We start from the raw sequence: 13,285 nt of genomic DNA on the forward strand, positions 1-13,285 counted from the left end.
CGATTTAGTTTTTCATAATTTTTATAGTTTCTGTTTTTCCAGAATCAGAAGTTACTTTCAATAAATAGGCACCAGTTTGTAGCGATTTTAAATCTAAGTTAACATTATTTAACGCCGAAAAATTAGATTTATAAACTTGTTTTCCTAGTAAATCAAAAACGGAAGCTTCTTTTATTAGGGATGTTTCAGACTTTAGATATAATGTTCCATTTGTTGGATTTGGATACGCAGCAATTTGTTTATTATTATCAAAACTAGGGTTTTTTAAAGGTATTCCTGTGAATTTAGATATCCCTCCGGTTGTTGCGTCAGTATTCATTCCAGCCGAAAATCCAAAACTATCATTCAAGAAAGCTAATGTTCCGTGAAAAACCGCTGTGTCTATAGTTGTCCAGGTTAATCCATTGTCTATGCTGTAAGAAGAACCAAAAGGGTTTGCTGCAGCTCCGGCAATAACTGTTGACGTTCCTGGTATATAGGCAATTACGGTTTTGTAAAAATCAGGTGTCGTAATTGGAGTCCAAGTTGTACCGCCATCTGTAGTTTTATAAAGTTTTTGAGTGTCTTCAACCATTAAAATGCCCTTGTTTGCATCTGAAAAGCTAAATCTATCTAATCCAAAATCAATACTAACCACAGAATCTGTAACAGTCCAAGACAAACCTTTATCCATAGATTTAAAAATTCTACCTGCTGATGTGCCAAACCAAAAAGTGTTTCCACTAATAGAAGTCACTCCCACATAACCTGTTTCCCCAGCTAAAGAATCGGGAATGTTTGCTCCAATAACTCGGTTCCAATTGTTTCCTCCGTCTGATGTCGTGTAAATTTCGAAACTTCCACTTTCTGTATCGCCACCTGTAACGCCATTTAAGGCATCCCAAAAATGAACAAAACTTGTGTAAGAATCGGTAGGATTGTTGAACAAAGCGGTAGTTTGTTTAGTCCAAGTAAGCCCACCATCGGTTGTTTTCCATACACCACCAAGATCGCTAACGTCTGGAGCGGCTGATATCCAAGCGATTTGATCTGAAATAGCTGAAATACTCGTAATCCCCAATCCAGCGGTATTAGTGCCTAAATTTATCGTTCCAGGAGTCCAAGTTTCTCCGCCATCAGTGCTTTTAGTAAATTCTTTTATGGTATAGTCTGGTATCGCAGAATTATCTAAAGCAATACCCCAAATCACGCTCGCGTCTACAATTGAAATACTACTTAAAGTTCTGTTAGCAGTTGCAAATCCAGTTGCTTTTTCAGACCAAAATTGGGCATTTGCAACAAACGAACTCATCATTATCAGGAAAAGTAATAGTTTTTTCATAGTTTTAAATTTAAGAATATAAAACAAAGATAAAGAAAATCATACATATTTAGAAAATTTATTTTACTTTTGAAATAAAAAAAAACATGAAATGAGCATAAATGATAATTGGTTGCAGACACCAATGAAGATAAGCGACGCGAGCTTTCGCGAACAGTCGAAGCAATTACATACGAACAATAAAAACAGTAAATATTTACATATGAAACTACTTGTCAGGATTATTATTACATCGGTATTGGTTTTGGTTATTTCCAATTTTATGACCGGCGTTCACGTTGCTGGTTTTGTTACATCATTGCTTGTAGCCGTTGTGTTGGGATTACTCAATATTTTCATAAAACCAATATTTGTATTGTTAACACTTCCGTTTACCATTATTACTTTAGGGTTATTTTTGCTGGTTATCAACGCTATAATTATCTTGTTATGTACCAATATAGTTGGGGGATTTAGTGTAGATACTTTTTGGACAGCATTGCTTTTTAGTGTTGTATTGTCTCTTTCTCAGTCTATTTTGTTTGCAATTGTAGGCAAAGATTAATAAAAAGGTATCGGATTTAAAGAGTAAATACGAAGCGAAAATTCAATAGCTTAAAAACTTGTTTGGGTTGTAAAATTTTTATAATTTTGCAACCCAATTTTATTATGTAAATTAACGAAGAAGATGGATATCAAAAGAGTAGCATTAGACGCAGTAAACGAAACAATTGTAATGACAGTTGTTCACATGGATTACAAAGGTCAAGTAGCAAAAAGAATAAACGAAAAAATGCCTTTGGCAACCGTAAAAGGTTTTAGAAAAGGGGCTGTACCAAAAGACCTTGTTGAAAAACAATATGGTAAACCAATCAAACAAGAAGAAGTTAAAAAAGTAGTTGACTTGGCTTTAGAGCGTTACTTAGCTTCAGAAAGATTAAATCTTCTAGGAACTCCTCTAGCTAAAGAAAACGAAAATTTCAATTGGGATGCTGAAGAATTAACTTTTGAATATGAAATCGGTTTGGTTCCAGCTTTCGAAATTGATTTAGATGCCAAAAATGACATCGTAAAATATATAGTAAAAGCCGATGATAAATTAATCGACGGTCAAGTAGAACGCATACAAAAGCAATTTGGCAATCCAATTCCTCAAGAAGTGGTTGTTGAAGGTGTTGATATTAAAGGAGTTTTTACAAACGAAGCCGAAGGAATCGGAAATACTACAACTATTACTTTGTCAATTTTCAAAGATAAAGCTACTGCTGATAAATTCATTGGTAAAAAAGTAGGTGATGTAGTAACTGTAAATACTAAAGGTTTATTCGAAGACGATCATCAATTGATGGACTATCTTAAAGTTGGTCACGACAATGTTCACGGTATTGAAATCGATGTTGATTTTACAATCGAAGCAATTGCTATTTCGGAACCAGCGGAGTTGAATCAAGAATTGTTCGATAAATTGTTTGGTGCTGGAATCGTAGCTTCATTAGAAGACTTGAAAGCAAAAATCAAAGAAGATGCTGAAGCTCAATTTGCGCAACAAGCCGATCAAAAATTATTAGGTGATGTAACGGAGTTTTTAATCGAAAACACCAAATTCGATTTACCATCCGAATTCCTTAAAAAATGGTTGCAAACAGTTGGTGAGAAAAAATTATCTCCAGAAGAAGCTGAAGTAGAATATGCACGTTCTGAAAAAGGATTGCGTTTTCAATTGATCGAAGGAAAAGCGTTGGCTCAAAACGATATCAAAATCACTTTCGAAGATTTGAAAACCTTTACTACAAAAAATATTCGTCAGCAAATGGCCCAATTCGGACAAACAAATCCAACTGACGAAGAAGTTCAAGGAATTGTTGCAAGAGTTTTGTCTAACCAAGACGAAGTAAAAAGACTTTCAGACCAAGTGGTTGCCGAGAAATTATTGGAAATCTTCAAAGTGAAAGCGAATCCAACAACTAAAGAAGTGACTTACGACGAATTTATTGCTGCTTCTTACGGAGAATAAATTAAAGTTGGAAGCGGGGAGTTGGAAGTTGGAAGACGTGAAAATTTCAAAGCAAAACCTGAATAACTTTATGATTTTATTACAAAGCCAAAACAATAAAAAATAAGTATATTTGAGCGTCAGAAAAAATATTTTTTGACGCTCTTTTGTTTGAGGATTTTAAGGCTTCTAGTTGAACCACCTTAAACCTTTGAACCTTTAAACTTTTAAACTTTTTAAAAATGAACTACGGTAAAGAATTTAAAAAATTTGCTACAAAACACCAAGGTGTAAACGCAATGTACTACGACAAAATCGTAGCAGCGATGAATCCAACAAATATGACGCCTTATATTATTGAAGAACGTCAGCTGAATATTTCTCAATTAGACGTTTTTTCGAGATTGATGATGGATAGAATTATTTTCTTGGGAACAGGAATCGATGACCAAATCGCTAATATCGTTCAAGCGCAATTGCTTTTCCTAGAAAGTGCCGATGCCTCAAAAGACATTCAAATTTATTTGAACTCTCCAGGAGGAAGCGTCTATGCAGGATTGGGAATTTATGATACGATGCAATACATCAAACCAGATGTTGCTACAATTTGTACCGGAATGGCAGCTTCAATGGGAGCGGTTCTTTTGTGTGCTGGTGCAGCTGGAAAACGTTCGGCATTGCCGCATTCAAGAGTAATGATTCACCAACCATCGGGCGGAGCACAAGGTGTTGCAACGGATATGGAAATCAACTTGCGTGAAATGTTGAAATTAAAAGACGAATTATACCAAATCATTTCGAGTCATTCAGGACAAACATTCGATAAAGTGCACAAAGACAGCGAGCGCGATTATTGGATGATTGCCGATGAAGCAAAAGAATACGGAATGATTGATGAAGTATTAAGAAGATAAATTAAAGTTAGAGGTTAGAAATTAGAGGTACGATTGCGGACTTCTAACCTCTAACCTCTGACCTCCAACCTCAAAAGATGGCAAAACCAAAATTAGAATGTTCTTTCTGTGGAAGAAAAAAACCGGAAACCAATTTATTGATTGCTGGAATCGATGCGCACATTTGTGATAAATGTATCGAACAAGCCCACGGAATTGTATTAGAAGAATTAAAATCAAGCGGAAAAGTAAATTTACCAACCGACTTGGTGTTGAAAAAACCAAAAGAAATTAGAGCTTTCTTGGATCAATATGTTATTGGTCAAGACCAAACTAAAAAAGTAATGGCAGTTGCAGTTTACAATCACTACAAACGTTTGATGCAACAAGAATTGCACGACGAGGTAGAGATCGAGAAAAGTAACATCATTATGGTAGGTCAAACCGGAACTGGTAAAACATTGGTAGCAAAAACTATTGCAAAAATGCTAGATGTTCCTTTGGCTATTGTCGATGCAACTGTTCTTACAGAAGCTGGTTATGTTGGAGAAGATGTCGAAAGTATTTTGACACGTTTACTTCAAGCTGCTGATTATGATGTCGCCAAAGCCGAAAGAGGTATTGTTTTTATTGACGAAATCGATAAAATTGCCCGCAAAAGCGATAATCCATCTATCACGCGTGATGTTTCTGGAGAAGGAGTTCAACAAGCTTTATTGAAATTATTAGAAGGAACTGTGGTAAATGTGCCGCCAAAAGGAGGAAGAAAACATCCAGACCAGAAATTCGTTGAGGTAAATACCCAAAATATTTTGTTTATTGCTGGAGGTGCTTTCGACGGAATCGAGCGAATTATTTCCAAACGTTTGAATCGTCAGGCTGTGGGATATTCTACTTCTAAAAATGTGGATAATATCGACAAAGACAATTTGTTACAATACATTATCCCAAAAGACATCAAGGATTTTGGTTTAATTCCAGAGATTATTGGTCGATTACCAGTTTTGACTCATATGGATCCATTAGACAGGGAAACTCTGAGAGCGATTTTGACACAACCTAAAAATGCCCTAATTAAACAATACAAAAAATTGTTTATGATGGATGAGGTTGAATTTACGATTACAGACGAAGCTTTGGATTTTATTGTCGAAAAAGCTTTGGAATACAAACTCGGAGCTCGTGGATTGCGTTCTTTATGCGAAGCTATCCTAACCGATGCGATGTATGAATTGCCAAGTTCTGATGATAAAACATTAGAAATCGACGTAGATTATGCCAAAGAAACCTTGAATAGAAATTTATTGAAACGATTGGAGATTGCTTCGTAAGTAAATTTCAGGCTCAATAAAATGCAAAACAAAGCTCAAAAACAGATGTTTTTGAGCTTTATTCGTTAATGGTGGGAGCTCGAAAGCCTTAAATTTTATGAATGTCAGTTTGTTAATTGTTTATGATAAATTCCTGAGGGATTTAATGTTTATATAAAACCTATTTTATTAAATCCGAAAATAAAATAATAAACTCAACCATTTGCTCTTCCCAAAAAAACATCCAATATCCTTTTTTATAACCAATAGATTGTCGATTTTTGCCCATCTTAAATTAATACAATAAAAATGGCAACAGTAGATAAAGAGATTATTTTATTAAAAGTTTCTGGACAGGACAAACCTGGTGTAACTGCGGGTTTAACCGCTATATTGGCCACTTATGGGGCTACCATTTTAGATATTGGTCAAGCCGATATACACGATACGCTATCTTTAGGAATTTTATTTGAAGTAAAAGCAGGTTCGGGTTCAGGCAGTGTGCTAAAAGATTTATTATTTAAGGGTTATGAATTGGGAATTAAGGTCAAATTTATTCCGATTTCGATTCCTGACTACGAAATTTGGGTAAAAGGACAAAGCAAACAACGGTATATCATTAATGTATTGGGTGAAACTTTGACCGCAACTCAATTAGCGGCTGTAACCAAAATAATGTCGGATCAAAATTTGAATATCGACTCCATTATTAGATTAACAGGACGAACCTCAGTAGTCGATATAGAAGAATATCCTCGTTCTTGCGTGCAATTATCAGTTACAGGAACCATAGTAAACAAGGCAGCGATGACCGCCCGTTTTATGGAAGTTTCTGGAGAATTGAATGTCGATATCTCTTTTCAAGAAGACAATATGTACAGAAGAAATCGTCGTTTGGTGTGTTTCGATATGGATTCGACTTTGATTCAAACCGAAGTAATCGATGAATTGGCAGAATTAGCTGGTGTTGGCGAACAAGTGAGAGCCATTACTGAATCAGCGATGAATGGCGAAATTGATTTTAGCGAAAGCTTCAAAAAAAGAATGGCTTTGCTAGAAGGTTTGAGCGAAGATGTGTTGCACAATGTGGCTATTAATTTACCAATAACTAAAGGCGCACATCGCTTGATGAAAGCCTTGAAATATTATGGTTATAAAACGGCTATTCTATCTGGAGGATTTACTTATTTTGGTGATTATTTGCAAAAAGAATTAGGGATTGATTACGTTTACGCCAATCAATTGGAGATAAAAGACGGCAAACTAACAGGGAAATATCTTGGCGAAATTGTAGATGGTGCAAAAAAAGCAGAATACCTAAAAGCCATCGCCGAAAAAGAAGGCATTCACATCAACCAAACCATTGCCGTGGGTGATGGAGCGAACGATTTGCCTATGTTGAATTTGGCAGGTTTAGGAATTGCTTTTCACGCCAAACCAAAAGTTAGAGAAAGTGCTTCGACTTCTATTTCTAGCTTGGGTCTCGACGGAGTTTTATATTTATTGGGCTATCACGATAGACATATTGATATGATGCAGGAGTAAAAAATCTTGTAGCTTAAATTACAAAAGCCTTAGTTCTCATTTGAGCTAAGGCTTTTTTGTTAATACAATTGTTCAGATTGATTGAATATAAATGTGATGATTTCTATTGTTTCATTTTCAACTCTGTAAATCAAAGAAATATGTTGGTTAATTACACATTTGTGTAAATTGGCAATTTTTGATTTTGGGCAAATATGATTGTGATTTTCTACTCTATCAATTAGTTCGATTGTTTCCTTCTCAAATAATTCGACAATATCAATATTCCATTTTTCGAAAAGTTGCTCAATAATGAAAATGTAATATTCCTTTGCAAAGCTGACCAGACAACCTTCATTATTTATTTTTTAATGCTGCAATTCTCTTTTTTGCCAAAGTCATCACTTCATTATGAGAAAAACCCCTTCCATTCTCAATATCATCAATTCCTTTTTGAATGTTTTTTTTCTCTGAAGACGAAAGGTTTTCATACCAATCTTCCTCGTTTTCAATAGATATAAAGTCCATACTTTTTATCAATTCTAAAAAGAACGAATATTTTTTTTTTCAATATTTATTGTTATTTTCTTCATAATGATAAAATTAGGGATTTATTTTAAACCAAAAACTTCCGACTGCATTTTTTTTAATTGCTCCAAATAATCTCTTTCGTTCGACAATCTTGGAATTTTGTGTTGACCGCCTAATTTATGTTTTTCTTTCAACCAATCGTAAAATAAATTCGGTCTGGCAAGATTAATTATCAAAGGATTCAGAGTCATATTATTGTAACGTTTCGCCTCATAATCCGAATTTAAGGATTGCAAAGTTTCGTCCAATACTTTTTGGAAATGAGCAAGGTCATCTGGGTTTTTCTTGAATTCGATAATCCATTCATGTGCACCTTTTTCCTTGTCTTTCATAAAAACGGGAGCAACGGTATAATCTACTATTTCGGTTCTAGTAATATGACAGGCTTTGGCAATGGCTTGATCCGTATTTTCGACCATTAGCTCTTCGCCAAAAACATTAATATGGTGTTTGGTTCTTCCAGTTACCCGAATTTTATAAGGACTCAAGGAAGTAAAACGCACCGTGTCGCCAATCATATAACGCCACAAACCGGAATTGGTGGTGATGATGATGGCATAATTTTTAAAAAGTTCCACATCCGCTAATCGAACGGTTTTTTGATCTGGTGTTCCAAAGGTATCCATTGGAATGAATTCATAGAAAATGCCATAATCCAACATCAACAATAAATCGCTAGAATAATTCAAATCCTGAATCGCAAAAAATCCTTCGGAAGCATTGTATATTTCGTAGTATTTAAAATCTTTTTTAGGTAAAATCTTTTGATATTGTTCTCGATACGGTTCAAAATTAACACCACCGTGAAAATACACTTCGAGATTAGGCCAAAATTCAAGTAAATTTCCTTTACCCGTTTCTGCGAGTAATTTGTTCATTAAAACCAATAGCCACGAAGGAACACCTGCAAAACTGGTTACATTTTCGTTTTTGACTTCGTTGATTATCGCGGGAAGTTTTGTTTCCCAATCGCTCATCAACGAAATTTCCTTATTTGGCGTACTACTAAATTCTGCCCAAAGTGGCATGTTTTCGATTAAAATGGCCGATAAATCGCCAAAAGAAGTATTGTTGTCTTCATAAATTTGGGCACTTCCGCCAAGACGAAGGCTTTTGCCCAAAAACATTTCGGAATTTTCGTTGTTGTTCAAGTACATACACAACAAATCCTTGCCTGCTTTGTAATGACAATCTTCCAACGCTTCTGGACTTACAGGGATGAATTTGCTTTTGGCATTGGTCGTTCCACTGGATTTGGCAAACCATTTTATGGGGGTTTCCCAAAAAACATTTTGCTCCCCTTTTCGGGTGCGTTCTATCAAAGGCTGCAATTCTTCGTAAGTAGAAACGGGTACTCTTTCTGTAAAAGTTGCGTAAGAATGAATAGAATCATAATCGTATTTCTTACCAACAACCGTATTTTCGGCTGCTCGAATCAAATTCATTAGCAATTCTTCCTGAACTTCATTTGGGTACTTCAAAAAAAGTTCTATTTGATGAATTCGTTGTTTTAGAACCCAAGAAGCAAATGAATTGATTACGGTTATTGGCATTGAGATTTATGATTTTAGAGTGCTGATTCTAGATTTTAGATTTGATTATCGATTTACAAATACTAACTTTGCATTCGTATCAAAAATAGTGTTTTTTTATAAAAAACAATTCTATTTACTATAAAGATTCTGATGTAGATGTGGTTTCCAATAAAAAGAAATCTAAAATTCGCACCTCAAATCTAAAATCAGAAATTGTTAATCTACAATCAGATATCAAATGACTTACGAAGGCACGCTTACTAAAATGCAAACCGAATTTGCAAATCCAATTCAATATTATTTGGTTTTTGAGAATAGTTTTTTGAATGTAAATCAATTACTGAACAAGAATCTGGAAATTAATTTTGTGGGTTACCAATGTTTGAATTGTGGTAAAAAAAAGAAAATATACCGTCAGGGATTTTGTTACGATTGTTTTTATTCGAGTCCAGCCGTTGGCGATTGGATTATGAAACCCGAATTGAGCACGGCGCATCTTGGAATTCAAGATCGAGATTTAGTGTATGAAGAAAAAGTACAATTGCAACCGCATATTGTGTATTTGGCTTTGTCCAGCGAAGTAAAAGTTGGGGTAACGAGAAAGACTCAAATGCCTACAAGATGGATTGACCAAGGCGCATCCCAAGCCATTTCTATTGTTGAAGTTCCCAATCGATATTTGGCAGGAATTACTGAAGTCGCCTTGAAAAATCATTTTGCTGATAAAACCAATTGGCGAAAAATGCTTCAAAACGATGTAGAACAAGTAGATTTAATTGCTGAAAGATTGAAAGTCGAAAACCTGATTCCATCCGAAGTTCAGGAATATTTCTACTCAGAGAAAAATGATTTATACGAAATGCACTTTCCTGTTCTTGAATATCCGAAAAAAATAAATAGTCTGAGTTTAGAAAAAACACCCAGTTTTCAAGGTAAATTGACCGGAATAAAAGGGCAATATTTAATCTTTGAAGACGGAACTGTTTTTAATGTCCGCAGCTCCGAAGGGTATGTGGTGCGAATTAATGTTTAAAAAACAAACCCTTTCAATCCAATGGCATAGGGTTGAAAGGGCCAACTATTAAAAAAAATTATTGAATAGTAATTTCAAAAGGCATCATGGCTTGAACTCCTTTTCGAGCTTGAACTCTTTTTATTTGTTCCATCAAACGGAAGGTTTCTTCGCCTAATTCTTCTTTGATAAAAGATTCTTTAGATTTTGCAAAAGGGAAATTCTTAAAAATATCATTCATATCTTTTTCGAATTCTGGAAAATTCTGGGTGCCGTATTTTTTCGTTTTTGCCAAAGATGCTGCTTCTTTTATAGCATCATCCAAACCTCCAATTTTATCTACAAGACCAATTTTTAAAGCTTGTGAACCAGACCAAACTCTACCTTGCCCGATTGAATCTACTTGTGCAACAGTCATTTTTCTTCCTGCGGCAACGTGTGATACGAATGTTTTGTAAATGTGTTCGACACTTTCGAGAGTAATAGCTTTAAATTTTTCGTCCATTGGTACAAACGGACTGTATTCTGAGGCGTTTTCATTGGTTTTAATTTGTTCGGTGTGAATGCCAATTTTTGTTGCCAATTGAGTAAAATTAGGCAATATTCCAAAAACGCCTATCGAACCCGTAATGGTGTTGCTTTCGGCAAATATTTTATTGGCATTACAGGCAATATAATAACCTCCGGAAGCCGCATAATTCCCCATGGAAACCACGACAGGCTTTACTTTTTTGGTCAGTTCAATTTCTCTCCAAATCAAATCTGATGTTAAAGCATTTCCGCCAGGACTATCAATTCTTAGCACAATGGCTTTTACATTTTCGTCTTTTCGGGCTTCAATCAGAGAGCGATTCATTGAGCCTTCGCCAATGGTATTGGTATCGCCTTCACCACTCATAATTTCACCTTGAGCATAAATAACTGCAATTTTATCTTGCGAATCGTTGCTTTCAGAAGTGGTAGCTACTTTTCGAGCATAATCTTTAATGCTTATTTTGTTGTAATCCTCGTCTTTGTCAACTTTTAATTTTTTTCTTATTGCATCGTGGTATACATCTTCATATGCAATGACATCGACCATTTTTTCTGCTTTGGCCATTTCGGGAGTTCGAGCCATAAGTCCGTTGGCAATTTCATTTAATTTGGTTACCGAAATATTTCTACTTTTCGAAATGTCAGCTAATACGGAACTCCAAACCGAATTTAATAATGACATTGTTTGTTCCCTATTGGCTTCGCTCATTTTGTTGTCAAGGAAAGGTTCAACGGCACTTTTATATTTTCCGTGGCGGATAACTTCCATTTTTACACCCGATTTTTCTTGTAAATCTTTGAAAAACATCAATTCGGCCGATAATCCTTTGAAATCAAAATCACCTACTGGATTGATGTAAATAGTATTTGCTACAGAATTTAAATAATATTCTTTTTGTGAATAGGTATTGGCATAAGACATAACAAATTTCCCTGATTTTTTGAAGTCTTCCAAAGCATCTCTAAGTGCTTTTCTTTGCGCTATTCCTAATTCAGATTCGTTATTCAAAATCGAAATTCCTTTGATATCCTTGTCTGTTTTTGCGGCTTCAATAGCATTGATAATGTCCGAAAGACCTATATTCTCACCTTCGGATAGGATGGTTACCCATGGGTCTTTATATTTTCCAGCATAATCGTTTTTGATGTTTTCTAATTTCAATTCAATAACCGAATCACTTTTTACGGATACTTCTTCAGAATCACCGCCAAAAACAGCAGCAATTAAGATTATTCCAAAAAAGAATAGCATCAAAAAAACGAATAAACCAACGATGGTTGCTAATACATTTCCTAAAAATCTCATAATTATTTTTTTTAATAAGTAGTAAAAAGGGGCAATGTGTTACAATTTTAGATTTAAAAACGGTAAAAATAGTTATCAACACGAGTGCAAATATAGTTCAATTCTGAAATTGTTTTAGTTAATTTGTGGTTATTATGAAATCACAACATCAGGTCGTTTTATCGCTAGGAACCAATAAGGGCAATCGTCTTCTAAATATTGAAAATTGTATCCAATTGATTCATCAAGAAGTGGGAACGGTTATCAAAATTTCCAAATTATACGAAACACCTTCTTGGGGTTTTGACAGTGATGTGTTTTATAATTGCGCCTTAGTTTTACATACATTTAAGTCGGCGAATACCATTTTAACCAAAATTTTGAATATTGAAAAACAATTGGGACGTATTCGTGGCGAAACTTTAGAATACCAATCTCGAATTATCGATATCGATTTGATTGCATTCAACGAAGAAATTATTGATGCTGAAAAACTTCAAGTTCCACACCCGTTGATGCAAAATAGAAAGTTTGTGTTGATGCCCATGCTGGATTTGAATTTAAATTGGGTTCATCCTGTTTTTCATAAAAAAATAGCGGAATTACTCGAAATTTCTCCTGACGAAAGTGTTTGTAGCGTTGTACAAAAAATGGAAATTCCTTTGGATAAAATTCCTTTGGATCAATTCAATTATATTGCTTTTGAAGGGAATATTGGAGCAGGAAAAACAACTTTGTCCACAAAAATTGCCGAAGATTTTAATGCCAAAACCGTTTTGGAACGCTTTGCCGATAATCCGTTTCTACCTAAATTTTACGAAGATCAAAACCGCTATGCTTTTCCACTCGAAATGTCATTTCTTGCCGATAGATATAAACAATTGTCGGACGATTTAGCGCAATTCGATTTGTTTAAGGATTTTATTGTGGCTGATTATCATATTTTTAAATCCTTGATTTTTGCCAAAATAACGCTGGCCGAAGACGAGTATCGACTCTATCGAACGCTTTTTGACATTGTTTACAGAGAAATGCCCAAGCCAGATTTGTATATTTATTTATACCAAAATACGGAGCGTTTATTAGAGAATATCAAAAAAAGAGGCAGAAGTTACGAGCAAAATATTCCGGCCGATTATTTAGACAAAATTAATAGTGGCTACTTGGATTACATCAAATCTCAAACCGATTTGAATGTTTTGATTATCGATGTTTCGGACAGAGATTTTGTAGAAAACCAAGAAGATTATCTTTATATTTTGGAAGAAATTAGACAAAAAATTTGTAAATAAAATCAATCTCTTTTAA

The 13,285-nt window shown here is 34.7% G+C and carries 11 protein-coding genes; 7 read left to right on the top strand and 4 right to left on the bottom strand.

Going from position 1 to position 13,285, the window contains the following annotated elements:
- Window positions 1–4: 4 nt before the first annotated feature.
- A complete protein-coding gene (locus tag FNW17_RS02850) occupies window positions 5–1,321 on the bottom strand; it encodes a T9SS type A sorting domain-containing protein (RefSeq protein WP_143390639.1) in 1,317 nt (438 codons plus the stop codon).
- A 202-nt stretch (window positions 1,322–1,523) separates the two neighbouring features.
- On the opposite strand from FNW17_RS02850, the gene FNW17_RS02855 reads away from it, so the two are divergent.
- From FNW17_RS02855 to serB, 5 genes are all read left to right on the top strand, one after another.
- Window positions 1,524–1,865 carry a phage holin family protein gene (locus tag FNW17_RS02855; protein ID WP_143390638.1) on the top strand — a complete coding sequence of 114 codons (342 nt, stop codon included), beginning with the start codon at window positions 1,524–1,526 and terminating at the stop codon, window positions 1,863–1,865.
- Between the two features lie 123 nt (window positions 1,866–1,988).
- Entirely contained in the window at window positions 1,989–3,314 is a 1,326-nt protein-coding gene (locus FNW17_RS02860) for a trigger factor (RefSeq protein WP_144070824.1), read from the top strand.
- A gap of 221 nt (window positions 3,315–3,535) precedes the next feature.
- Window positions 3,536–4,207, top strand: a complete 672-nt coding sequence (gene clpP / locus FNW17_RS02865) for an ATP-dependent Clp endopeptidase proteolytic subunit ClpP (protein ID WP_143390636.1) — start codon at window positions 3,536–3,538, stop codon at window positions 4,205–4,207.
- A 77-nt stretch (window positions 4,208–4,284) separates the two neighbouring features.
- Window positions 4,285–5,517: an ATP-dependent Clp protease ATP-binding subunit ClpX gene (gene clpX / locus FNW17_RS02870; protein WP_144070825.1), complete on the top strand. Its 1,233-nt coding sequence runs from the start codon at window positions 4,285–4,287 to the stop codon at window positions 5,515–5,517.
- Window positions 5,518–5,805: 288 nt separating this feature from the next.
- A complete protein-coding gene (gene serB / locus FNW17_RS02875) occupies window positions 5,806–7,041 on the top strand; it encodes a phosphoserine phosphatase SerB (protein ID WP_143390634.1) in 1,236 nt (411 codons plus the stop codon).
- A gap of 336 nt (window positions 7,042–7,377) precedes the next feature.
- Here the strand turns inward: serB and FNW17_RS16250 are convergent, their stop codons facing one another.
- A complete protein-coding gene (locus tag FNW17_RS16250; RefSeq protein ID WP_185964813.1) occupies window positions 7,378–7,548 on the bottom strand; it encodes a hypothetical protein in 171 nt (56 codons plus the stop codon).
- Between the two features lie 83 nt (window positions 7,549–7,631).
- Window positions 7,632–9,164, bottom strand: a complete 1,533-nt coding sequence (locus tag FNW17_RS02885; RefSeq protein ID WP_143390633.1) for a GH3 auxin-responsive promoter family protein — start codon at window positions 9,162–9,164, stop codon at window positions 7,632–7,634.
- A gap of 220 nt (window positions 9,165–9,384) precedes the next feature.
- Here FNW17_RS02885 and FNW17_RS02890 point away from each other — a divergent pair, with 220 nt between their 5' ends.
- Complete coding sequence (locus FNW17_RS02890) at window positions 9,385–10,179, top strand: DUF2797 domain-containing protein (RefSeq protein ID WP_143390632.1); 795 nt, start codon at window positions 9,385–9,387, stop codon at window positions 10,177–10,179.
- A 58-nt stretch (window positions 10,180–10,237) separates the two neighbouring features.
- On the opposite strand, the gene sppA is transcribed toward FNW17_RS02890, so the two are convergent.
- Window positions 10,238–11,998 carry a signal peptide peptidase SppA gene (gene sppA, locus FNW17_RS02895; RefSeq protein ID WP_143390631.1) on the bottom strand — a complete coding sequence of 587 codons (1,761 nt, stop codon included), beginning with the start codon at window positions 11,996–11,998 and terminating at the stop codon, window positions 10,238–10,240.
- A 134-nt stretch (window positions 11,999–12,132) separates the two neighbouring features.
- On the opposite strand from sppA, the gene folK reads away from it, so the two are divergent.
- Window positions 12,133–13,269, top strand: coding sequence for a 2-amino-4-hydroxy-6-hydroxymethyldihydropteridine diphosphokinase (folK, locus tag FNW17_RS02900; RefSeq protein ID WP_143390630.1), 1,137 nt, complete (start codon window positions 12,133–12,135; stop codon window positions 13,267–13,269).
- Window positions 13,270–13,285: the final 16 nt, after the last annotated feature.

It is taken from the genome of Flavobacterium franklandianum, assembly GCF_007097365.1.
In the GTDB taxonomy this organism is placed as follows: Bacteria; Bacteroidota; Bacteroidia; order Flavobacteriales; family Flavobacteriaceae; genus Flavobacterium; species Flavobacterium franklandianum.

Excerpts from the sequence above, each read along its gene's own strand:
- FNW17_RS02850 (WP_143390639.1), bottom strand. The coding sequence starts at position 1,321 with ATGAAAAAACTATTACTTTTCCTGATAATGATGAGTTCGTTTGTTGCA.
- FNW17_RS02855 (WP_143390638.1), top strand. The coding sequence starts at position 1,524 with ATGAAACTACTTGTCAGGATTATTATTACATCGGTATTGGTTTTGGTT.
- FNW17_RS02860 (WP_144070824.1), top strand. The coding sequence starts at position 1,989 with ATGGATATCAAAAGAGTAGCATTAGACGCAGTAAACGAAACAATTGTA.
- clpP (WP_143390636.1), top strand. The coding sequence starts at position 3,536 with ATGAACTACGGTAAAGAATTTAAAAAATTTGCTACAAAACACCAAGGT.
- clpX (WP_144070825.1), top strand. The coding sequence starts at position 4,285 with ATGGCAAAACCAAAATTAGAATGTTCTTTCTGTGGAAGAAAAAAACCG.
- serB (WP_143390634.1), top strand. The coding sequence starts at position 5,806 with ATGGCAACAGTAGATAAAGAGATTATTTTATTAAAAGTTTCTGGACAG.
- FNW17_RS16250 (WP_185964813.1), bottom strand. The coding sequence starts at position 7,548 with ATGGACTTTATATCTATTGAAAACGAGGAAGATTGGTATGAAAACCTT.
- FNW17_RS02885 (WP_143390633.1), bottom strand. The coding sequence starts at position 9,164 with ATGCCAATAACCGTAATCAATTCATTTGCTTCTTGGGTTCTAAAACAA.
- FNW17_RS02890 (WP_143390632.1), top strand. The coding sequence starts at position 9,385 with ATGACTTACGAAGGCACGCTTACTAAAATGCAAACCGAATTTGCAAAT.
- sppA (WP_143390631.1), bottom strand. The coding sequence starts at position 11,998 with ATGAGATTTTTAGGAAATGTATTAGCAACCATCGTTGGTTTATTCGTT.
- folK (WP_143390630.1), top strand. The coding sequence starts at position 12,133 with ATGAAATCACAACATCAGGTCGTTTTATCGCTAGGAACCAATAAGGGC.